This window comes from Proteiniclasticum aestuarii, from assembly GCF_017368455.1.
Taxonomy (GTDB): domain Bacteria; phylum Bacillota; class Clostridia; order Clostridiales; family Clostridiaceae; genus Proteiniclasticum; species Proteiniclasticum aestuarii.
Genome location: NZ_JAFNJU010000009.1, coordinates 39,422 through 62,624, shown reverse-complemented (window position 1 = coordinate 62,624; position 23,203 = coordinate 39,422). Strand labels below are relative to the sequence as shown.

The window sequence follows — 23,203 nt, the reverse complement described above, 5'->3', positions numbered from 1 at the left end:
GATTCTTATAGTGCCATTAAATAAAATAAAGGACTGTCATTGCTGACAGCCCTTCATTTCTATTTCTGATATTCAGTTGATTCCTATTCTTCGGTCTTTGCAGCTGAATAGTCATAAGATGCAAGTCTCTTGTAGTTATCAAGTCTTTCCATAGCATCCTTTTCTGTTTTTGCAAACAGTTCTTCAGCAACATCTGGATATGCCTTGCTGAGTGAAGCGTATCTGACTTCACTGTCAAGGAATTCTCTGAAGCTTCTTGTTGGTTCCTTGGAATCAAGTGTGAATGGGTTCTTACCCTGCTCCTTAAGAGTTGGGTTGTATCTGTACAGCTGCCAGTATCCAGCTTCAACAGCTCTCTTGGTCTGTTCCTGGCTGAAGCCCATACCAAGTTTAAGTCCCTGGTTGATACATGGAGCGTATGCGATAACAAGTGATGGACCATCATAAGCTTCTGCTTCTGTCAGTGCCTTCATGGTCTGGTTCTTATCAGCACCCATACCAATCTGTGCTACATATACATAGCCATAGCTCATTGCCATCATACCAAGGTCCTTCTTCTTTGTTCTCTTACCAGCAGCAGCAAACTTGGCGATTGCAGCAGTTGGTGTAGCCTTGGATGACTGTCCTCCAGTGTTGGAGTAGACTTCTGTATCCATGACAAGAACGTTGATGTTTTCTCCAGTTGCAAGAACGTGGTCAAGTCCACCGTAACCGATGTCGTATGCCCATCCGTCTCCACCGAAGATCCACTGGCTCTTCTTGGTCAGGAAGTCTCTTTCATTGTACAGTTCCTTCGCTTCAGCAAGATCGGAATCCTTAAGAAGTGGAAGAAGTGCAGCTCTTGCAGCCTTGGATTCTTCACCCTTATCGAAGTTTTCGATCCAGTTCTGTGTAGCAGCCTTCAGCTCCTCTGATGCATCAGCATTTGCCACCAGTCTTTCAGCGATTGGAAGAAGTTTTTCTCTATGTGTCTTATGTCCAAGGTAGATACCAAGACCGAATTCAGCATTATCTTCAAATAATGAGTTCGCCCAGGCTGGACCCTGTCCAAGATGGTTTGTTGTGTATACGGATGCTGGTGCTGAACCACCCCAGATGGATGAACATCCGGTAGCGTTGGCAATCATCATTCTGTCACCAAATAGCTGTGTTACAAGCTTAGCATATGGAGTTTCTCCACATCCTGCGCAAGCACCTGAGAACTCAAGTAGTGGCTGCTCGAACTGGCTGCCCTTCAGTGTGTTCTTGTTCATTGGGTTCAGCTTGGCTGTCAGGGACAGTGCGTATTCCCAGTTCTCTGTTTCGTGCATCTGTGTTTCGATTGGCTTCATGACAAGCGCCTTCTTAGGTGCTGGACATACCTGAGCACAGTTTCCGCAACCTGTACAGTCAAGAACAGATACCTGAATCTTGTACTGAAGATCTGCGAATGCCTTACCGCCCATAGCCTTCTTCGCTTCAAATCCTTCTGGTGCATTGGCCATTTCTTCTTCATTGACAAGGAATGGTCTGATTACAGCATGAGGACAAACATAGGAACACTGGTTACACTGAATACAGTTTTCAATATTCCATTCTGGAACGTTGACAGCGATTCCTCTCTTTTCAAATGCGGATGTTCCCATTGGGAATGTACCGTCTTCTCTACCAAGGAATGCGGATACTGGAAGTGAATCCCCTTCCTGAGCATTCATTGGTTCAAGAATGTTTCTGATGAAATCTGGAACAGATTTCTTTTCAGCAGCTTCGTCTGAAGCAGAAGCCCAGTCAGCTGGAACATCAATCTTCACAAGTGCGTTAACGCCTCTTTCGATGGCTTCGAAGTTCATGTTGACGACCTTCTCACCCTTCTTACCGTAGGATTTCACAACGGAATCCTTCAGGTGCTTGATGGCATCTTCCACAGGGATAATGTTGGCAAGCTTGAAGAAAGCGGACTGCATGATCATGTTGATTCTTGTTCCAAGACCGATTTCTGTAGCAAGTGACTGTGCGTCAAGTGTGTAGAACTTGATGTTCTTCTTGGCGATGGCATTCTTCATTCTTGCTGGAAGATGCGTATTCAGTTCATCCGCATTCCATGCGCAGTTCAGAAGGAATGTTCCATTTTCCTTAAGTCCCTTGGTCATGTCGTATTTATTCACATAGGATGGGTTATGACATGCAACGAAATCAGGATTCTGGATGAGGTAAGGACTCTTGATCTTGTTCTTACCGAATCTCAGATGGGATACTGTGATACCACCGGATTTCTTGGAGTCATAGGAGAAGTATCCCTGAGCATACATGTCTGTGTTGTCACCGATGATCTTGATTGCAGACTTGTTGGCACCAACTGTACCGTCTGATCCAAGTCCCCAGAACTGGCACTGTACGGTACCTTCTGAAGTTGTATCGATTTCTTCATGCTTTGCAAGGGATGTGTAGGTAACGTCATCTTCGATACCGATGGTGAAGCCGTTCTTCACTTCGTTGTACTTCAGGTTTTCGAACACTGCCAGGATCTGACCTGGTGTAACGTCCTTGGAACCTAATCCGTATCTTCCGCCTACGATGACAGGTCTTACATCTGATTCGTAGTATGCGTTTCTTACATCCTGGTATAGTGGTTCTCCAGCTGAACCTGGTTCCTTTGTTCTGTCAAGAACAGCGATCTTCTTCACTGTCTTTGGTACAGCGTTCAGGAAGTGCTTCATGGAGAAAGGTCTGTAAAGATGAACATTGACAAGTCCTACTTTTTCGCCCTTCTTTGTCAGGTAATCAATAACTTCTGTTGCAGTATCACATACTGAACCCATAGCGATGATCACATGCTCTGCGTCTTCTGCTCCATGATAGTTGAACAGCTGATAGTCTCTTCCAGTAAGCTTGTTGATTTCTTCCATGTATCCTTCAACGATTTCTGGAACAGCCATGTAATATCTGTTGGCAGCTTCTCTTCCCTGGAAATAGATGTCAGGGTTCTGAGCTGTACCTCTTGTTACAGGTCTTTCTGAGTTTAAGGATCTGTTTCTGAATTCAGCTACAGCTTCCTTGTCCAGAAGATTCTCAAGCTCATCGTATTCGATTACTTCAACCTTCTGAATTTCAGAGGATGTTCTGAAACCATCAAAGAAGTTGAGGAATGGAACTCTGCTCTTGATTGCAGCAAGATGCGCAACTCCAGCCAGGTCCATGATTTCCTGAACGTTTGATTCAGCCAGCATGGCGAATCCGGACTGTCTTGCAGCCATTACGTCCTGATGATCACCGAAAATGGAAAGTGCATGTGCAGCAAGTGCTCTAGCACTGACATGGAATACGCCAGGAAGAAGTTCTCCTGCGATTTTGTACATATTTGGGAGCATAAGCAGTAATCCCTGTGATGCTGTGTATGTAGTCGTGAGTGCTCCACCCTGAAGGGATCCGTGAACTGCACCAGCCGCTCCAGCTTCTGACTGCATTTCAACGACCTTTACTGGTTGTCCGAAAATATTCTTGACACCCTTAGATGCCCACTCATCAACATTTTCACCCATTGTTGAAGATGGTGTAATTGGATAGATCGCTGATACATCTGTAAATGCATACGAGATGTAGGATGCAGCCATATTTCCATCCATGGTTTTAGTTTTTCTCATGTCTATACCTCTCCTTAATATATATTTCCTAGAAATCCGGCCTAAAGATTTCTAAAATATAACTACGTTTCCGTAGGTTATAAATGCGCATGAATTTGAGTATAGTTAATAAATTATCATTAGCTATACTCAAACGACACAACATTATTATACAATATTTGGTAAGGTTTTACCAACGAAAAATGGTATATATTTCGCATTTTCGCATATTTACTGTTTTTTTATGATATTCTCCATGGACTCTAAAATTTCATCTGCGCTTTCCCTTTGAAAATCAAGGGTTTCGATATATTTGATCAGTTCCTCTTTTTTCCTCAGATTGGACAAGGCGGCTTCAACAGTTCTCTTTTCCAGGTCAAAATCATCCATTTTTGGTACAAGCTTGACGTAATCTTTGATGGGTACAATATCACCGTCCTTGGCGACCCTGACGTTATATCCGTCGTGTGCCAGAAGTTCCCGAAGTGCTTCGGATGCTTCCGGGTCTCCATGGGTCAGGAAGATTTCCTTAGGTCCTTTTCTTATGGCTTTCACCCAGTTGTAGAGTCCTTTTCTGTCCGCATGTCCGGAAAGACCGGAAAAACTGTGGATCTTGGCATTCACTGCAATATCCTCACCGAATAGCGTGACGCTCTTCACACCATCCTGAATGATTCTGCCAAGGGAGCCATGAGCCTGATACCCTACGAATACCACGCTGCACTCACTTCTCCAGAGGTTATGCTTCAGATGATGTCTGACTCTTCCCGCCGTGGCCATGCCCGATGCACTGATGATGACGCAGCCTTTCTTCGTGCGGTTCAGCTTCATGGAATCTTCTACAGACTCCGTGAAGAACAGATTCTTGAACTCCAGCACGTGATCTCCTCTACTCATCTTCTCCTGACTCTCCGCATCGAAGTATCTGCTGTATTCTTTGAAGATTGCTGTGGATTTGGAAGCCAGAGGCGAATCCACATAGACCTTGACCCCTCTTTCGAGCTTTCCGGCTTCCTGGAATTCATTCAGAATATAGAGCAGTTCCTGGGTTCGTCCCACGGCGAAGGATGGGATGATGACATTTCCGCCTCTTCTGTATGTATCATTGATGATTTTGATAAGCTCCTCATGTTCCACCTGATTATCAGGATGAAGTCTGTTCCCATAGGTGGATTCCATGATCAGAAAATCCGCCTCCGTCACTTCCACAGGTTCTTTCATCAGTGGAATCCCCTGATTGCCAAGGTCTCCCGAATAGACAAGCTTGATTTTCCGCTCTTCCTCCTGAATGTACATTTCAGTGATGGCCGCCCCCAGCATATGGCCGGCTTCCAGAAAATTCATCCTGAAGCCTTCGAAAAGTTCAACTGGATGGTTGAAGTCCACTTCTTCCAGAAGCGTCAATGCCCCTTCCGCGTCTTTAGCGGTATAAAGCGGTTCGATGGGGCCCAGTCCCTTTCTCTGCCTTTTTTTGTTTTCCCATTCCGCATCCTGTTCGTGGATGTAGGCGGAATCCATCAGAAGAATTCTGCAAAGCGCAGCTGCCGGTGGTGTGGCAATGACCTTCCCTCTGAATCCTCTTTTGTAAAGCAGAGGAATACGCCCACTGTGGTCGATGTGAGCATGCGAAAGGATGAGATAGTCGATGGTGGACGGGATATAGGCGAAGACATCGTTCCCTTTGTCTTTTTCATCCCTGCCCTGGTACAAGCCGCAATCCAGAAGCACTCTTTTGTCCCTTACTCTCAGTAAATGACTGGATCCTGTCACAGTTCCTGCGCCACCTGAAAATTCTATACGCATACATGGTCCTCCTTATCTGTTGTTACTCTCATTATATCAATAATTGTCAGATATTTTTGTTAACATTCAGTTTATTAACGGTTTCCGATAAGGTTATCTGTTTTTAAGCTAGTACAGTTTCATCATGAATAATCTTCATAATAAGAAAAAACATGGATTTCCATGCTTTTTCACTGTTCAATCTGTACTAATTTTTGTTTTGTGCTATTTAGAATACTTCTCGATAAGCTCCAGGATCTTATCCGTTGCACCACTGAGCTGCGACTCTTCCATGTGACTGATAAATTTTTCTCGATCTTCGTACAGCTTCAGGATGCTCATTCTGAGCGATACATCCGTCAGTTCCTCTTCCACAAGAACCATGGAATATCCGCTCTTATAGAAACTCTGCGCATTCTCGATCTGATCTCCTCTGCTGGCCCCTTTTGATAGCGGAATCAGAAGGTTCGGCTTGCGCAGAGCAAGAAATTCGAAGATGGAATTGGATCCCGCTCTTGATACAATAAGATCCGCTGCCTGAAGAATGTCCTTCATCTCTTCCACCACATATTCATACTGCTTATAGCCGAGGGTCTCCTTCAGGCTCTCATCCAGATTGTTCTTGCCGCAGAGGTGGATGATATTGAAGATAGGAAGAAGCTCCGGCAGAATTTTTCTGAGAGTCGTATTGATCTTCACAGAACCGATGCTGCCGCCCATGACCAGAAGCACCGGTTTGTTCTCCGTAAAACCCGCAGCTTCCCTGGCGCGTTCACCATCCCCTTTATAAAGGTCTTCTCTGATGGGACTGCCCACAAGAATCGCTTTTTCTCCGATCTTTGATACCGTATCCGGAAACGTCACAAGAAGCCTGTCTACAAACCGGGAAGCCAGCTTATTGGCAAGCCCCGGGGTCAGATCGGACTCATGAGCAAGTACCGGAATTCTAAGGAAGCTCGCTGCTGCCACCACAGGCACGCTGACAAATCCGCCTTTGGAGAAGACGATGTCCGGTTTCTCTTTTCTCAGTATATGAAGGGACTGGAAAAAGCCCGCTCCAACCTTAAAAGGGTCGGTGAAGTTCTTCAGGTCGAAATACCTTCTGAGTTTCCCGGAAGAGATACCGAAATAGGGAATCTTTGTTTTTCCGATGATTTCTTTCTCAATGCCGTTTTTCGATCCGATATATTTAATTTCATAGCTCAGCTGCCTAAGCTTCGGTACAAGCGCAAGGTTCGGATTCACGTGCCCTGCAGTACCTCCACCTGTCATGATAATCTTTTTCATACTTTTCATTTCCCCTCTGCCAGAACAGACCTTGTCCAGTGCGATTACTTTATTCAGGTCGCTTCTGTGTTTTCAAACATCTCTATTATACCAAATATTCCCATTCGAATTCACAAATATTTTACCATGTAAATGTATACACCTGACACCAGGAACATCTCCAGTCCATTTTCTTTGATATAATAGTTTCATCAGTTAGGAAAGTCAGGTGAAAAGTCATAAAACTAGTAGAAATCCAATCCATAGATGAAAATCGGTTTAAAGAATATAGTGAGTCCTGGCGTAGTGAAAACCAACGGATTTCGCCCTCGTCCTGCGATATGGGCACACACTCCTTTTCGCAGTGGAAAGAGGCGCAGCTGGCGCTATCGCGGGAAAACAGTCACCCGGAAGGCATGGTTCGTGCTGAAACGCTGTTTCTTGTGGAGGACAACGGATACATCATCGGTGCCATCAATCTCCGATATGCCATGACGGATGATCTTTTGAAGCTTGGCGGACATATGAGCTTCGGCATCCGACCCGAAGAACGTCAAAAAGGATACGCCTTCATCATGGTCAAGCTCGCACTGAACCGGCTTCGGACGAGCGGAATCACAAGAGCCCTGGTAACCATCACAAGAGACAACAAGGCAGCCCAGAAGACCATCCGTAAAATCGGCGGAAAGCTCGAAAACGCATATGAATCAAACGGAACGGTCATTGACCGCTACTGGATCAGTCTATGATCATCCATGGTTTCAGAGAAAAGAACCTCAGCATTTTGCTAAGGTTCTTTTTCTCGCTATGCTTTGGAGATATCCGGGAACGTGAAAGCATCCGGGAGCGACAGGCTCGCAGAACTTCTGATCATCCATCCCGCATCAGAATCCTCCTCCAGGCTGAGGCCTTTCAGTTTCCCTTGCGGCGCAAAATGACAGATGACCCTTTCAGCATGCTTCGGTATGATTCTTTCCAGAATTTCCTCGAGACGATAAGCCTTTCTGGAAAACACATCATAGAGATGAAGGTCATTTTCTTCCATTTCCATGAGAACAAGAAGATCATCTGAAAGTCGATGGATACATTCATCAAATCCATGAACATAGTAGAAGGCCAGAATATGCTCCTCCCCGAGGGCTGCCACCTTCGCCTGCAGCGGTAGAGACTCCCTTTTGTGCTTCATAAGTTCATCCATCGTCATCCTGACCTGCACAGGAGATGGACCGCTCTTCCTGTACAATGACGGATCGACAATGAAGCGAAAGCTCTTCACCGGGTGAAAGCCACACCGGGCATAAAGGGGAACCGCCTTTTCATCCGCTGCCAGAAAGAAGAAATCACATGAATCCTCATGCTCCTCCAGAACATGCCTGAGAAGGGTTCCCGCAAGACCTTTTCCTCTATGGGAAGGTTCCGTCATGACCGTTCCGATCTGCACGGCCTTATGCATCTCACTTTCCACCAGAACCTTCATGGTGCTTACCGATACATTGGCGATGATCCGATCTTCAGAACAGAAGCTGTAAGGAATGTAGTTCTTGTTCCATCCTCCTGCTGCATGCCACTTTTCAAAATCAATCCCGAATGTCTCTTTGGCCAATGCTGCAAAAGATTTTCTCAGCACCGGATCTTCCTTGTAGTTACTGACCAGTGTATAGGCCATAATCAGCCACCTCCTGATAACATTATAATTCAGATTCATCTGATAACCAACGAAAAAAAAGCTCTGACCGTACATTCCATACGGCAGAGCTTTTTCGTCAATCGGGTAAATTGAACAAATATATACAAAGACAGACTCGGGTTTATCTGTCGATGTTATCTCGTAGTCCCATGAAAATCTCCACCTGATCTTTGTAGGGGAATCCTTCCATGTCTCCTTTCACCAGTGTCGCCATGGCGCCCACGGCATTCGCACGTTTCGCACAGTCTACCAGCGAAAGATCTTCCAGATATCCTGAGAGGAATCCTGCAGCATAGCCGTCACCAGCTCCTACCGTGTCCACGGGCTGGTCAACTGTGTAGCCCTGAACGAATTCCTCTTCGTCCTTGCTTTTCACATAGCATCCGCTTTTTCCAAGCTTGAGGGCTACAATCTTCACGCCCATTTTGAGGAATCGGTCGCATACTTCCTTCGGTTCCTCTGTCCCAAGAAGAAGCTCCGCTTCGTCTTTTCCAGGGAAAATGATGTCTGACAGCGCCGCCATTTCCAGGATGTATTTTCTTGCTTCTTCCTTTGACCAGAGCTTCAGTCTGATGTTCGGATCAAAGGAGATGGTGACACCACACTTTCTGGCTTCCTTCACTGCATGGAACACCGCTTCTCTGACCTCTTGCGAAAGCGCCAGGGAAATCCCTGTCACATGAAGAATCTTCGCGCTGCAGATGTAGTCCATATCCAGGTCTTCAATGGACAGATGACTTGCCGCTGACCCCTTCCGGTAATAATAGACATTGGGGTTCACTGTGGAGAATCTTTCCTTGAAAAGAATGCCCGTGGTTCTGTCGGGATCCTTCTTCACTCTGGACACATCCACTTCTTCCCCCATGACGGTGGATTTGATGTACCTGCCGAACTCATCTTCTCCAAGCTTTGAAAACCAGCCTGCCTTATGTCCCAGCCTTGCCAGGGCAATGGCCACATTGGACTCCGCGCCACCGATGGATTTCGTGAATGTGCCTACGTAACGCAGGGGGCCTTGAGTTTCGGGATTGAACAGCACCATGGTTTCGCCAAAAGTTACTACTTCCATGAATTACCTCTGTACTCTTCCGGATCCGTCTCCACCTGCCAGAGCAAGCACTTCATCCTTTGATACATGGTTGGTGTCTCCAGGAATGGTATGTTTCAGTGCAGATGCTGCTACTGCGAATTCCAGTGCATCCTGATATGGCATTTCCGTGACCAGACCATAGATGAGGCCGGATGCGAAGGAATCTCCTCCACCCACACGGTCCACGATTCTCAGCTCATACTTCTTGGAGAGATAGGATTTTTCTCCATCAAACAGGATGGCGGACCAGCCGTTATCCGATGCGGAGTAGCTTTCTCTTAGCGTGGATGCCACAAGCTTCACGCCGAACTTCTCGATGATCTGACGGGCCACTTCCTCGTAGGCTCCATGACTGATTTCTCCCTTGCTGATATCTGTATCGGCTGCCTTGATGCCGAATACCTTTTCCGCATCTTCTTCATTTCCGATGCATACGTCCACATAGTCCATGAGTCCGGTCATGACTTCCTTGGCCTTTGCCTCACTCCATAGTTTCTTTCTGTAGTTGAGATCCACTGAAACCGTGATGTTCTTGGCCTTGGCAGCCTTCAGCGCTGCCAGTGTAAGCTCAGCCGCATCATCGCTTAATGCGGGTGTGATGCCTGTGAAGTGGAACCAGTCCACCCCATCAAAGATCTCATCCCAGTTGAATTCATCCACCTTCGCTTCCGCAATGGCTGCATGAGCTCTATCATAGATGACAGTGGATGCTCTCTGGGATGCTCCTGTCTCCAGGAAGTAGATGCCGAGCCTGTCTCCACCGCGCGCGATGAAATTTGTATCCACGCCATATCTTCTCAGGGAGTTCACTGCGCTCTGTCCGATATCATTCTTTGGCACCTTTGTGACGAATCTGGTCTCCAGGCCATAATTGGATAGGGAAACGCAGCAGTTGGCTTCTCCTCCGCCATAACAGACATCAAAACTGTCCGCCTGAACAAATCTCTCGAATCCAGGTGTGGAGAGTCTCAGCATGATCTCTCCTAATGTTACTACTCTTTTCATCTTCTTCATCGACTCCTTTACTTTCTTGCTTCTCTGATCTTCTCGACAAATTCTTTTGCGATTTCCGTGATTTTATCATAATCACCGGTCTTGGCTGGGCCTGTCAGGTCTCCACCGACACCGACCGCAACGCATCCGTTCTTGATCCATTTTCCTACATTATCCAGACTGACTCCTCCTGTAGGCATCAGCACGGTCTGTGGAAGTGGCCCTTTGATGGCCTTGATGAAATCTGGTCCGAAGGCACTTCCAGGGAACACCTTGATCACATCGACCCCTGCTTCCATGGCAGTAATGATCTCTGTCAGTGTCATGCATCCTGCCATGTAGGGAATCTGATATCTGTTGCACAGCTTTGCAGTCTCCAGATCAAATCCTGGGCTCACGATGTACTCTGCACCGGCCAGAATCGCGATTCTTGCAGTTTCCGAATCCAGAACGGTTCCTGCCCCGATGATGAGTTCCTCTTTCTTGAACTTATTCTTCAGGGATGTGATCACATTCTGGGCTCCTGGTACGGTGAATGTCACCTCAATGGCTGGTACGCCGCCTTCTATACAGGCCTTGCTGATCTTCTCCGCCTGCTCTTCGCTGTCTGCTCTTACAACGGCAACAATTCCTGCTTCCATGATTCTGGTCAGTGTTTCAATTTTAGGGATCATAGTTTGCCTCCTTCATATTAAAGTTCCATAATGTGGAACACGGTTCCATAATTTTGCTACAGGTTTATTTTACTCCATAACCCTCTCCATTTGCAATCGGTTTATGAAGAAATTTACCTTATTTGGAAAAATAACCCAGTTCCTGAGAGATGGCCTTCTTGGCATCGAGAATATGCCTGGCCAGTTCCTCCACCTTTTCATCGGTCATCCTCTGCACAGGTCCTGAAATACTGAACGCCGCAACGGGTCTGCTGCTGTAATCCAGCACCGATGTGCCCATGCATTTCACCCCCAGCTCGTTCTCCTGGCGATCCATGGCATAGCCTTTTTCCCGGATATCCCGGATCTCCTCCATGAAGGATGGAAAATCCGTGATGGTATAATCCGTCTTTTCAATAATTTCAATCTGGTTCCATAATCTTCTGATTTCTTCATCCTCAAGATCCGCCAGCATGGCCTTCCCTACCGAAGTGGAATAGAGCGTTCCTCTCTTTCCGATGTTCGAGTACATTCTCACGGTATTTTCAGACTCCACCTTATCCACATAGAGAATTTCAGATCCATCCATGATGACGAGATGAATCACTTCCCCTGAGAGGTCTCTCAGTTTTTCCAGATATGGTCTCGCCACTTTCAGTACATCGAGTTTCTCAATGGGCCTGGACCCCAGAATGAACATCTTCATGGTGAGATGGTATCTGCCCGTCCCTTCATGCTGCTTCACATAACCGTTCGAAATGAGTGTGCTTAATAGCCGGTGAACGGTGCTCTTTGAAAGATGCACCCGTTCACCAAGTTCCAGAAGTCCTACCCCCTCCACATGCTGGGACAGCACGTCCAGAAGCTGCATGGCTCTGTCTATGGATTGTACTGTATCTGCCAAAGAATCACCTCGTCTCCTTGTCATTGAAGATTTCTCTGATCTTCTGATTTAAGATCTCAGCCATCTTCTCATGACCTTCTTCATCCAGATGCATATGGTCCGTCTCGCCCATCTTCAGATGCAGACCTGCATTTAGAAAATGAAAACCGTTCTCTCTAGCCATCTCTTCCAGATAGGGCACCATGTCTCTCGATTTTCTGTCCGCTTCGCGTCCCATAGATAAATAGGCATCCACATGCATATAGTCTTTCCCGATGGGCGCTGGTGCAACGATGAGAATCTCCGGATCACTGTCGTCACTGCCCACTCCGTTGTGCAGAACCTTATTTGCCACTCTGATGATACCCATGGCAATATTATGTGGCGTCATACTGTAGCGCTCTTTGGAATCGTTGGTTCCAAGCTTGATGATCACAAGATCCAGCGGCTTATGGGTCATGATGCAGGGATAGATGTAATCCAGCCCTTTCAGTCCCTCCCTCAGCTGATCCTCGCAGACAGCACACCTGCCACTCAGGCCTTCCTCTATGATTTCATACTCCTCACCCAGATGTTTCTGTAGTTTTCTGGTCCATCGGATTTCCTTTGAAAATCTCTGTTCGTTCTTGGCGTTGAATCCCCACGTGTTGGAATCTCCAAAGCATAGTACTCTTTTCTCCATCGAAGTCTACTCCTTTTGTCATAGGATCCACTGAAGATCCCGGTTTTGTTTTCATTATCATTATCCTTTAAAATGATAATGATTTCAATGCAGCTTCGGAACATTTGTGGAGAAATTCATCAGTCCCTTCATTATTTTCAGAGTACATGCACTGTACATCTCCTAAGGTCGCATTCACTTTAAAATTTTCTCTAATGAAGTTTCCTCGCGTTAATTTAAATACAAAATCCGTTCTATGTGATATAATATTTACGCACTATTTAGAGGAGGTTTTCACTATGAAAAAACACATCAAGACACTGACAAAAAGCACTCTAAAGAAAAGCGTTATCAAGGGAGGCTGCGGAGAATGCCAGACATCCTGCCAGTCCGCCTGCAAAACTTCCTGTACTGTAGCAAATCAGGAATGTGAGAATGCAGACAGATAGATAACGTGAAGTGAAGGGCGTGATGCGAACATCATTCCCTTTTCTTTTTCTTATTTCATTTATCACTCAGGAGGAAAAACAATATGATACATAAATACAGGATGAACGGACTCAATATCGTCATGGATGTCAATGGAGGATCCGTCCACGTGGTGGACGATGTCACCTATGATCTTCTGGATCATTACGAAGCCTATAGAAACGGCCAGATGGATGAAAGAGCGCTTCATGCACGAATGGACGGTTATGAACCGCAAGAAATCAGCGCATCCCTAAAGGAAGTAGAGGAGCTGGAAAAGGAAGGCCTGCTCTATACGGAAGACACCTACCCTGAACTGGCAGCCTTCAGAAACAGAAAACCGGTGATCAAAGCCTTGTGCCTGAATATCGCCCACGACTGTAATCTGAAGTGCAGATACTGCTTTGCCCAGCAGGGAGATTTCGGCGGTGCAAAATGCCTGATGCCTCTTTCCGTCGGAAAAAGAGCGCTGGAATTTCTCGTGGAACATTCAGGAAACAGAAGAAATCTCGAAGTAGACTTCTTCGGCGGAGAACCTCTCATGAACTTCGATGTGGTGAAAGAACTGGTCCATTACGGAAACAGACTGGGACAGGAACGAAACAAAAACTTCAGATTCACCATCACCACCAACGGTGTGCTGCTGGATGACAAGAAGATCGATTTCATCAATGAGCATATGCACAATGCTGTTCTTTCTCTAGATGGAAGAAAGAAAATCAATGACGACATGAGACTGACCATGGTGGATACAGGAAGTTATGACCTCATCGTACCCAAGTTCAAAAAGCTGGTGGAGAAAAGAGGAAACAAGACCTACTACATCAGAGGAACCTTCACCAGAAACAGTCTGGATTTCTCCGAAGACGTGAAGCACTTCAAGGAACTGGGATTTGTGCATACGTCCATGGAGCCTGTGGTTTCAGCCGATGAGAATCCCTACGCCATCAGAGAAGAGGACCTGCCGGAGATTCTAGCGGAATACGAGAAGCTCGCTCTGGAGTATGCGGATATGAAGGTCAAAGGAGACCCCTTCAGCTTCTTCCATTTCATCGTGGATCTCACACAGGGCCCCTGCGTGATCAAGCGCATAACAGGATGCGGAGCAGGCACCGAGTACCTCTCCATCACCCCTGAGGGAGACATCTATCCCTGTCATCAGTTCGTAGGCAATGAAACCTATAAGATGGGCAACATCATGGAAGAGGAAGTCCACCTGCCAGAGGAAATGCAGACGTACTTCAAAAACGCCCATGTCTATACCAAAGAGGACTGCAGAACCTGCTTCTCCAAGTTCTACTGTTCCGGAGGCTGTCACGCCAACGCCATCAGTTTCAATGGAGACATCCACAAGCCCTACAAGATCGGCTGTGAAATGCAGAGAAAGCGTCTGGAATGCGCCATCATGATTGAAGCGAAAAGAATGATCGATGGACCGGAAGAAGATGCAGCAGAAACCCGTGAAGAGGTGCTGTTTCTATGATCCGCTACGACAGGCTTCCTCTGATCCAGGGTCTCCTGGATTATGCCAAGGAGAAGAACGCCAGGTTTCATATGCCTGGTCATCGGAATGAAGAGACCATCGAGGAGCTTTCCATCCTGAAAGAGAATCTCTACAGTTTTGATGTGACGGAAGTGGAAGGCACAGACAATCTCCACTACCCCGAAGAAATCATCGCCAGGTCCCAGGCGCTTCTCACCCGGACCATGGGTTCAAAGGAAAGCCTCTACTGCGTCAACGGAAGCACGGCTTCCAATTACGCTATGATCTTCGGACTCCTGAAAAGAGAAGAGACTGTTCTTGTTCAGCGGAACTGCCACCAGAGCATCTACCATGCCATCTCTCTCCTTGATCTGAAACCTGCTTACCTCCTTCCTGAAATGGTGGAAGAGTTCAATCTGCCGTCCTTCATCACCCTTAATGAGCTGATGCGTGTTCATCAAGCCAATCCGAAGGCTCAGGCGGTGATCCTGACTTCCCCCACCTATCACGGGATGGTCACGGACATTGCCCCGCTGTCGGAGTACTGCGACAGACATGGCCTGTATCTCCTGGTGGATGAAGCCCATGGGGCGCATTTTCCTTTTTCTCCCCTGCTTCCGGATTCTTCTCTGAAGTCAGGGGCTCACGCCTCCAGCGTCAGCTTCCATAAGACCCTGCCCAGTCTCACCCAGGGCTCGGTGCTGAACCTGTCAGAAAAGCTCACGGAGGAGGAACGGTATCGGATTCGCCACTATCATCGTGTTTTCCAGAGCAGCAGTCCCTCCTATCCGCTTCTTGCTTCCATGGAGATGGCAAGATACTACATGGAGGAAAAGGGAGACGCTTCATACCAGTCGCTGCTTAAAGAAATCACCGCTCTGAAAAGCAATCTTATGAAGATTCCCGGCATCCGGATTCTCGGCAAGAAAGAGGTGCCTCTCTTCGATGAAACCAGACTGGTCATCAATGCGCCATTTCCTGGTGCTGAGATGGATCGGATCCTTCGGGAAGAGCATCAGATCCAGTGTGAAATGACCGAAGGAAAGAATCTCATTTTCATCCTGACGCCTTTCGACAAGAAGGAGGATCTGGCACGGATCGCTCATGCGCTCAAGGCCATTTCACGGAAGAACGAAAAAAGATGGTCTGAAGCAATGGAAGAACATCCATCACATCACTCCATGAGAATGCAGGTGCCGATTCGAAGATTCTCGGAAAACGAAGTGCTCCATCTATCCATGGAAGAAGTGCTTCTCAAGGAGGCTTCCGGGAGAATCTGCGCAGAAAAAGTCGTGCCTTACCCGCCAGGCATCCCCCTTCTTCTGCCCGGAGAAGTGATCACGGAGGAGATCCTTGATGCCCTGGACGCCTACTACGCCGAGAACGCGAACATACTGAAGTCCGGATCCCGAGAGAAAGACCGGATTTTTGTCCTCAAGGAGAATCCGGCACTGTAACAGACGGTATAAAGAAGGAAGCGCAGCTGATCAGATCAGACTGCGCTTCCTTCTTTCCTTTTCAGATTCTGGCTGTGAAGTTTCCGTTTTCCTCTTTCATCATGGACTCTTCCGCTGTCTTATGAAGGATCTTTCGCACCTTCTCCTCCAGCTTCTCGTTTCCTCGGGCATAACCGAAGAGCTTCAGCACTTCAGTGACCAGACTCTCCTCCGGAATGGAAACCTGCTTCGTCACCACATCCTCTATGGCCAGCTGAATTTCTTCCGGAGGAAGATCCTCCGCCTCTCTTTTCATTTCCCTAGTGGCATACCGGAAGAAGCTGACACCAGGTTCCTGATCCTCTCCATAGATGAAATACTGTCCCTCTCTTTCCACGATCTCATATCCGAGACCCGATAGAATGGTGTCGATGGTGTCTACGCTTTTCTGTGTGTACCGTACGCCAAAGGCTTTCAGTGTCTGTCTGTAGAGCAGATTCAGACTGATGGGCGCTTCCACATGAATGATCTTCATCAGCGTATCCTTGATATCTCTGGTGTTCTTGGGCATTCTGAATTCTTCTGCGCTCATGGGTCTGTGATCAAACATCGCTTCCACGTAGGCTCTTGAAAGGCCCTCTTCCTCACGGGATTCTTCCGGCTTCTCCTCCTGTGAAATGAGATTCCCGATGCCAAGGCCCTGGCTCTTCGCCCCCTCTTCCGTTTTCATGGTGCCGCTGCGGATCTCTCTGACTTTCTCCAGAATCCTCTCCACTTCCCGCTGACTGTTCTCCATCCAGTCCATGGGATAGACTTTCAGAAGATTCCATCCAAGTCCTTCCAGAACCATTTCCTGCAGAATGTCACGATCGCGCGCGCTCTTGGCATTTCTGTAGGATTCGCCCTGGCAGAGTATGCCCAGAAGATATTCCTCCGGCTGCTCTTCGTTCACCACGGCCAGATCCACCTTGTATCGGGAAGCGCCGACGCGGATGTCCACCTGAAGGCCCTTAGCTAAGAGCTCTTTTCGGATGGCATCGGCAAGGGTGTCCTTCTGCACCCGAGACTTCACCTCTTTAAGGTCCACCGGCTGGCTGCCTCTTCGCGCATAGTCCAGAAATCCTTTCAGGTCATGTATGCCCTGGGAAGAGGTTCTGGACGTGTCCATCATTTCTGGACGGATGCTGGTGAAGATCTTCATCTCCTTTTTGGATCTTGTGATGGCCACATTCAGCCTCTTCCATCCGTTTTCTCTGTTGAGGGGTCCGAAATTCAGCGTGATCTTTCCTTCCTCGTCCGGTCCATACCCGATGCTGAACAGAATCACATCCCGCTCATCTCCCTGGACATTCTCCAGATTCTTCACGAAAACAGGCTCGTCCATGGCAAGGATTCTTTCTTCGATTGCAGGGTAGTTCTTCAGCGCTTCAGAGAGTGTATCTTCAATCATGTCTTTCTGCGCCATGCTGAAGGTGACAACCCCTATGGAATCGTCTCTTCTTTTCTCATCCTGCAGGCGCATCATGATTTCAGCAACCACCGCTTCCGCTTCCTTTCGGTTGGCTCTGGTGCCGCCTCTGCCATAGGTGGCTTCCACATACTGATAGCTGACCTTTGATTTCAGTTCTCCCGGTGAGGGATAGGTGTAGAGGTCATTGTCATAGTAGGTCCTGTTGCTGTAGGCGATGAGGCTTTCATGTCGACTTCTGTAGTGCCAGAGCAGTGAGGTTTCCGGCATGGATAAGGCCAGCGCATCCTCCAGAATGTTATCCAGATCCTCCATGACGCCATCTTCCTCTTCCACTTTGCCGCTGGACGTACTGAAGAATGTGGTAGGCGGCAGCTGCTTGGGATCACCAACAATGACCACTTCCTTTCCTCTGGCCATGGCACCCACGGATTCCGCCGTAGGCATCTGAGAAGCTTCGTCGAAGATGACCAGATCAAAGTATTCCCTGGATGTACCCAGATACTGGGCCACAGATAGAGGACTCATGAGCATGCAGGGCGTGATTCGCGGTAGAAGGTTCGGCAGTCTGTCAAAGAGACTTCTCAGGGTCATGCCGCGACCACCACTTCGTATGGCTCTCTGCAGGATCCCCACTTCCGAGGAACCATTGGCTTCCTTCATCATATTGGGCACTCTGGAGGCCAGCACATGCTGGATTTCTCTCTTGGCCAGATCCTCGTATTTTTCCGTGACTTCCCTGAAGTAGGCGATTTTTTCCATGTACTGTCTGCCCGTCACCGTCTGAAGAAGAGGCTCCTTCGACAGAATATAGAGGAAGGCCCCCTTATAGAGACTTTTCTTCAGGGCTTCTTCCGCATCCTTTCCGGATAGGGTTCCATCTTCATAAGCACGAATCATCGGCATCAGCTCTTTTTTCTTCGCCTTCTCGATGAGTCTGTTATAGGTTGTCCATTCCCTCAGAGCCTCCAGATTGTATCCATAGGTCGTAAGCCTGTCGAAGAACCGATAGGCCCAGTTCCCTTCCAGACCCGGAAGGGTTTCCACATCCAGTGAAAGCTTCTCTTTCAGGGTGGTGTAGTCCTTCTCGAAGATTGAATAAGCCTGAAGAAAGGCCTGGGATGTTTCTTTACGAATCTCTTTGAAGACCATGAGCGCTTTTTCTTCACCCTTCAGGTCAATCTGACGGAAGAGGCTTCTGAAGGTCTCTAGCTCCGCCATGATGCGTCTCAGATACTCCGATGTCTTCCCCTCTATCGCACTGCTGAACGGCTTGTCGGAAACGCCAAGACCACTCAGGATCTCGTCAAGGGACGATTCCAGTTTTCTCTTCTCTTCCATCTGGTTAAGGAGTGGGAGGGTCTCTTCTTCGGTTACCTCTTTGCCTCTTCTCTGTGCAGACAGCACTCTTGTGACCTTCTTCCGGGTCATGCCCCTCAGCAGGATGAACTTCTCCTCCGCCTTGAGGAAAGTGTCTCTCAGCTCCTTTTCATTCAGAAGAAAGAGACTGGACTCATACTCTGTCAGAAGCTTTTCTTCCAGCTGTTCCTTCTTTTCTGCCAGTAGAGCGGCGTTTTCCAGAAGATCCAGCCGATAGCCGTCTTCATGGAAGAGGTGTCCTCTGGAGATCGATGTCTCCTCCAGTTTCGTAAGGAGACCATGGAGCGCATCCAGCTTGCTCTTCACGCTCAGATCCTTCAGAGAGAGTTCGTTCATGAGCGCATCGGTGAGACTGCCCAGTTTTTCCGCTTTCTCCTTCAGTTGATCGATTTCCTTCTCCACCTGACTCTTCAGATCGAAGGTGTAGTCTGTGAGGCCGATGCCTTTCAGTGGTGCATCCGCATATTCTCCTATGGTTTCTGCGATGGATCGGAGTTCTCTGCCCAGAAGGAAAAGCTCCTCCATCTGGTCTCTGGTAAGTGCTTCATACCGGATATCCAGTCCTTCGATCTCTGGAGCGGATTCCAGATATTCCAGTTTCCCCATGAGTTCATAGGCGGACAGGTCAAAACCGTAGGATCTATAGAGCGATCCTACCACTTCATTGAGTTCTCCCCGGAGCTTCTTCAGCTTCAGGGCTTCCTCTTCGAAATCCACCTCACCTCTGGAGACCATCTTTGTGGTCTCTTCCAGCTTCTTCAGAATATGGGTCTTCCTGCTTTTATTGGAATGCACTTCCAGTGAAAAGTGCCCAAGCCCAAGGCTCTCCAGTCTTCTCTGAACCACAGACAGCGCTGCCATTTTCTCCGCCACGAAAAGAACCCTTTTCCCCTGGTAGAGCGCATTGGCGATGATGGTGGTGATGGTCTGGGATTTCCCAGTGCCCGGAGGTCCGTGGAGGACAAAGGATGTTCCTTTCACCGCCGCATTCACGGCCTGAAGCTGACTGGCATCGGTGCTTACCGGCAGGAGAATCTCCGAAGGGGAGATCACTTCATCCAGCATGATCGGATCTCTCCGTATCTTTTCCGCCTCAAAGGTCAGTTTTCCTTCCATGAGCGAATGGATCACCTTGTTTCTCTTCAGGTCCTCTCCATGATTTCTGATGTCGTTCCACATGATGAATCGGGAGAAGGAAAAGAGTCCCAGATGCACTTCATCCAGCACATCCCATCTCTTCTGACCGAGCACGGCATTTCTGACCGTGCATAGGACCTTCATCACATCCACACCCTTTTCATCCAGCGGCAGATCAGAAAGTCCCGTTATCTCCAGATCGAAATCCTGCTTCAGCTTTTCCAGAAGTGTGACGTTCACCATCGTATCCTCTTCTCTTGCAGAGACGGTGTAGGCGTTTCTGCCCACTTTCTTCTTCATCTCCACAGGAATCAGAAGCAGCGGTGCATAGCGTTCCTTGCTAGATCTGCTGTTTTCATACCATTTGAGCACACCCATGGTCAGAAAGAGACTGTTTGCCCCCGATTCCTCCAGATGGGTTCTGGCATCCCGGTACATCCTTGTGAGCTTCTTCTCCAGGTTTTCATCCTCCATCAGCGTGCGAAGCTTTCTCTGCTGGAACTCTCCTTCCAGGAGCGGTCCGTAGGCGGTGAAATAGTCCGCGGCTCTAGACAGGATTTCTCCTTCTCTGTTTTCATGATCGGACACTTTCGAGAGCACCTGAAATTCCATGCCCTCATAAAGCATATCTTCCAGAGCATGAAGATTCTTCACCAGAAGCTCGATGCCTTTTCTGCCCGGCACATAGTTAAGGAGGCTGTTTCGAAGACTGAGATCCAGAAGTTTTCTTTCCCAGAGTGTCTTTCTATCCAGGACCTTTTCCGTCTTTTCCTCCACCAGTTTCACCACTTCCTTCAGTTCAGGAAGCTCATTTGTCCGCTCTTCCAGGCTCTTCTCTTTTCTCTGCACATACTGGCCATTCACCAGAAGCCTCTCGGGTAGTGGCCTGATCCCTCCGGCTCTTGCTCTTTTCACATCAATGGACAGGAGAAAGTCCTCTTCTCTTCTCAGATGGTGGAGGGCATGTTCTTCCGACTGGGTGAAGGACAGATTCTGTCCGTTTCGGATGTCCGTGGTTTCCAGGACGCCGATGATGGACATGCCTTCCGCAGATCGCTTCGTCAGGGAGGTGGCATCATACTCCACCGTATCCTGGAAGAACTCCTCTTCCTGCCAGTATCCAAGGAAGGAATGGCCCTTGACGAGAATGATGAGCGGATGGATGGAAACAGCCTCCAGGCAGGAAGCAAAGAGCAGCGTAAGGTCCAGACAGGTGCCCATCTTCTTCTCCAGCACTTCACTGGAAAGCCGCACTCTCTGTCCTCTGGCCACAAAGGATGCCGGCGGACCGATGTAGGTGATCTCCTGATTCTTCAGCGCCATGAAGATGGCATGGACCTGTTCCCGGACACGGTTCACGTCCCCCTTCTGATACCCTTCAAAGGACGGGTCTTTTCCCGATTCCTTCAGGATATGGGAGGCTTCCACCAGTATGTTGTCGATGACGGGATGATTGGGCGTCACGAATGCCGTGAGCACTTCAGGCATGGTATCCATCCCCTGCCATTCGTTGTAGGAAAGAACATGGACCTCCCTGGTCTCCTCCATAAGCACTGTTCCTTCTTCAGAGACTTCGATCTTCATCAGCGCCGTCATGGCTTCCGTAAGATGGAACAGATACTCCGGATTCAGCGCCACGGTAATCTGTCCCAGGTCCACCTCCAGACCAGAAGGCAGAACATCCAGGGTCCTACTGAAGCGCTTTGCGATGTTCTCCTGAAAGGAGACGCTGATTTCAAGCTGTTTCAGGTCTCTCTCTGACTGGTTGGTCACCGTGATTTTACGCAGGAACGGGATTCCGTTCAGGACCATGGCGTAATTCAGGGTGTCGGCGTAATCCATTTCTATGCTTAAGGGCTTTATAACTTCCATATGCTCCTCCTTAGACTCTTCTCCTTTCATTCTAGTACATTATCGGAATATTTTGTAGATATTTCCGCTTTGATGAAATTTTGGCATTATTTTGTAATTACTTTGCTTCACGAAGCATATACAATGGACTTAGGAAACAGCAGATAAGAAGACACAAACCCACCCACATCCATAAAGGGGGAAATCAGCAATGAAAACAGGAAAGAAAATCGGCATCGGCATCGGGTCTTTGCTCCTATTGACATTCATTGGCGTATTCATCTTCACACTCCTGGGCGGAAATATCACGAAGAATGCCACGGAGGACTCCATGGGCTATGCCCCTGGCATACCGGCGGAGTCGCCTGCAGAACCGGCTTATGAAGAGTCCGGCGGTGACTACGATCAGGGATTCGGACGGGACGGCTCCATCGGAGACAAGATCATTGGAACCTACTCCATGAATTTTGAAACCCTGGAGTTTTCAGAGACCATTACAGATCTTGAAGCGCTGGTCAGCAAATATGACGGGTACATCCAGAGTTCCCAGATCTACAACCAGTCTTCCATGGAAGGCAGAATCTATAAATATGCTGTGCATACGCTGCGTATTCCCAAAGAAGAGGTCATGGCCTTCAACACCGAGCTGAAACTCATGGCACATATGGTATCGGAAAATTCCAGCGTCCAGAATGTGACGAGATACTACAGAGATACCGAGGCAAGACTGGAAACACTGGAAGCCCAGAGAAAGAGACTCAATGAACTCTATGAACAGGCCGAAAGAATCGAAGACATCATCACCATCGAATCCAAGCTCAATGACATCATCTATCAGATCGAGGCGCTCAAGGGAGAGCTTCAGTATCTGGATGAAGAGATCAACTACAGCACCGTCACCACCTATGTTCAGGAAGTATCGAAACTCACCACGGGAGAAAGCATACAGGCTTCCTTCAGCGAAAGAATTCAGAACGCCCTTGGTGATTCCGTCTATTTCTTCCAGGAAGCCATGATCAGCTTCTTCATCGTGCTGATCTATCTGGTACCGTTTCTTGCGATCTTCGGTATCCTGGCCTATGCTGGAAATAAGATCATCAAAAGAAGAAAACCGAAAGTGAAGAAGACCTCTTCCGGAAACTCCCATATTGAAGAATCAGAAAAAACCAAGCAATAATCAGATTTCAACTGGAGAGGAGTATGAAAGAGTTTCTCACCTTTTCCCATAACCGTATTATTTCAGAAGGAAAGCCTAGCCTGCTTTCCTTTTTCTTTTGTGTATGGATAACCGGCGCCAGATGAACTAAAATAGAAAGTGAAGAAACCATCAGAGGATGCACAAGAATCCTCATGAAATATAGCTAGG

15 protein-coding genes are annotated in these 23,203 nt (G+C 47.9%); 5 read left to right on the top strand and 10 right to left on the bottom strand.

Annotated elements, in window-relative coordinates:
- Nucleotides 1-83: 83 nt before the first annotated feature.
- From nifJ to J3A84_RS11760, 3 genes are all read right to left on the bottom strand, one after another.
- Nucleotides 84-3,620, bottom strand: coding sequence for a pyruvate:ferredoxin (flavodoxin) oxidoreductase (gene nifJ / locus J3A84_RS11770; RefSeq protein WP_207600233.1), 3,537 nt, complete (start codon nt 3,618-3,620; stop codon nt 84-86).
- A gap of 210 nt (nt 3,621-3,830) precedes the next feature.
- Entirely contained in the window at nt 3,831-5,402 is a 1,572-nt protein-coding gene (locus tag J3A84_RS11765) for an MBL fold metallo-hydrolase RNA specificity domain-containing protein (RefSeq protein WP_207600232.1), read from the bottom strand.
- A gap of 204 nt (nt 5,403-5,606) precedes the next feature.
- The gene (locus tag J3A84_RS11760) at nt 5,607-6,677 is read right to left on the bottom strand and encodes an undecaprenyldiphospho-muramoylpentapeptide beta-N-acetylglucosaminyltransferase (protein WP_342590966.1); all 1,071 of its coding nucleotides are present in this window, start codon (nt 6,675-6,677) and stop codon (nt 5,607-5,609) included.
- A gap of 386 nt (nt 6,678-7,063) precedes the next feature.
- Here J3A84_RS11760 and J3A84_RS11755 point away from each other — a divergent pair, with 386 nt between their 5' ends.
- Nucleotides 7,064-7,396: a GNAT family N-acetyltransferase gene (locus tag J3A84_RS11755; RefSeq protein ID WP_242694192.1), complete on the top strand. Its 333-nt coding sequence runs from the start codon at nt 7,064-7,066 to the stop codon at nt 7,394-7,396.
- A 56-nt stretch (nt 7,397-7,452) separates the two neighbouring features.
- Here J3A84_RS11755 and J3A84_RS11750 read toward each other — a convergent pair whose 3' ends face one another.
- The 6 genes from J3A84_RS11750 to J3A84_RS11725 all read right to left on the bottom strand — a co-directional run bounded on the left by J3A84_RS11750 (nt 7,453) and on the right by J3A84_RS11725 (nt 12,635).
- Nucleotides 7,453-8,313, bottom strand: coding sequence for a GNAT family N-acetyltransferase (locus J3A84_RS11750; RefSeq protein WP_207600229.1), 861 nt, complete (start codon nt 8,311-8,313; stop codon nt 7,453-7,455).
- Between the two features lie 142 nt (nt 8,314-8,455).
- The gene (locus tag J3A84_RS11745) at nt 8,456-9,403 is read right to left on the bottom strand and encodes a sugar kinase (RefSeq protein ID WP_207600228.1); all 948 of its coding nucleotides are present in this window, start codon (nt 9,401-9,403) and stop codon (nt 8,456-8,458) included.
- 3 nt (nt 9,404-9,406) lie between these two features.
- The gene (locus J3A84_RS11740) at nt 9,407-10,429 is read right to left on the bottom strand and encodes a sugar kinase (protein WP_207600227.1); all 1,023 of its coding nucleotides are present in this window, start codon (nt 10,427-10,429) and stop codon (nt 9,407-9,409) included.
- Nucleotides 10,430-10,446: 17 nt separating this feature from the next.
- Entirely contained in the window at nt 10,447-11,091 is a 645-nt protein-coding gene (locus J3A84_RS11735; RefSeq protein WP_207600226.1) for a bifunctional 4-hydroxy-2-oxoglutarate aldolase/2-dehydro-3-deoxy-phosphogluconate aldolase, read from the bottom strand.
- 118 nt (nt 11,092-11,209) lie between these two features.
- The gene (locus J3A84_RS11730) at nt 11,210-11,974 is read right to left on the bottom strand and encodes an IclR family transcriptional regulator (protein ID WP_207600225.1); all 765 of its coding nucleotides are present in this window, start codon (nt 11,972-11,974) and stop codon (nt 11,210-11,212) included.
- A gap of 4 nt (nt 11,975-11,978) precedes the next feature.
- Nucleotides 11,979-12,635: a GDSL-type esterase/lipase family protein gene (locus J3A84_RS11725; protein WP_207600224.1), complete on the bottom strand. Its 657-nt coding sequence runs from the start codon at nt 12,633-12,635 to the stop codon at nt 11,979-11,981.
- Between the two features lie 278 nt (nt 12,636-12,913).
- On the opposite strand from J3A84_RS11725, the gene scfA reads away from it, so the two are divergent.
- The 3 genes from scfA to J3A84_RS11710 all read left to right on the top strand — a co-directional run bounded on the left by scfA (nt 12,914) and on the right by J3A84_RS11710 (nt 16,022).
- Nucleotides 12,914-13,063, top strand: a complete 150-nt coding sequence (gene scfA, locus J3A84_RS11720; RefSeq protein ID WP_207600223.1) for a six-cysteine ranthipeptide SCIFF — start codon at nt 12,914-12,916, stop codon at nt 13,061-13,063.
- A gap of 83 nt (nt 13,064-13,146) precedes the next feature.
- Nucleotides 13,147-14,565, top strand: coding sequence for a thioether cross-link-forming SCIFF peptide maturase (gene scfB / locus J3A84_RS11715; RefSeq protein WP_207600222.1), 1,419 nt, complete (start codon nt 13,147-13,149; stop codon nt 14,563-14,565).
- Nucleotides 14,562-16,022: an aminotransferase class I/II-fold pyridoxal phosphate-dependent enzyme gene (locus J3A84_RS11710; protein ID WP_207600221.1), complete on the top strand. Its 1,461-nt coding sequence runs from the start codon at nt 14,562-14,564 to the stop codon at nt 16,020-16,022. The genes scfB and J3A84_RS11710 overlap by 4 nt, the downstream gene beginning before the upstream one ends.
- A gap of 61 nt (nt 16,023-16,083) precedes the next feature.
- Here J3A84_RS11710 and J3A84_RS11705 read toward each other — a convergent pair whose 3' ends face one another.
- A complete protein-coding gene (locus J3A84_RS11705) occupies nt 16,084-21,858 on the bottom strand; it encodes a DUF4011 domain-containing protein (protein ID WP_207600220.1) in 5,775 nt (1,924 codons plus the stop codon).
- A gap of 190 nt (nt 21,859-22,048) precedes the next feature.
- Between J3A84_RS11705 and J3A84_RS11700 the strand changes: the two genes are divergently transcribed.
- The gene (locus J3A84_RS11700) at nt 22,049-23,014 is read left to right on the top strand and encodes a DUF4349 domain-containing protein (protein WP_207600219.1); all 966 of its coding nucleotides are present in this window, start codon (nt 22,049-22,051) and stop codon (nt 23,012-23,014) included.
- Nucleotides 23,015-23,203: the final 189 nt, after the last annotated feature.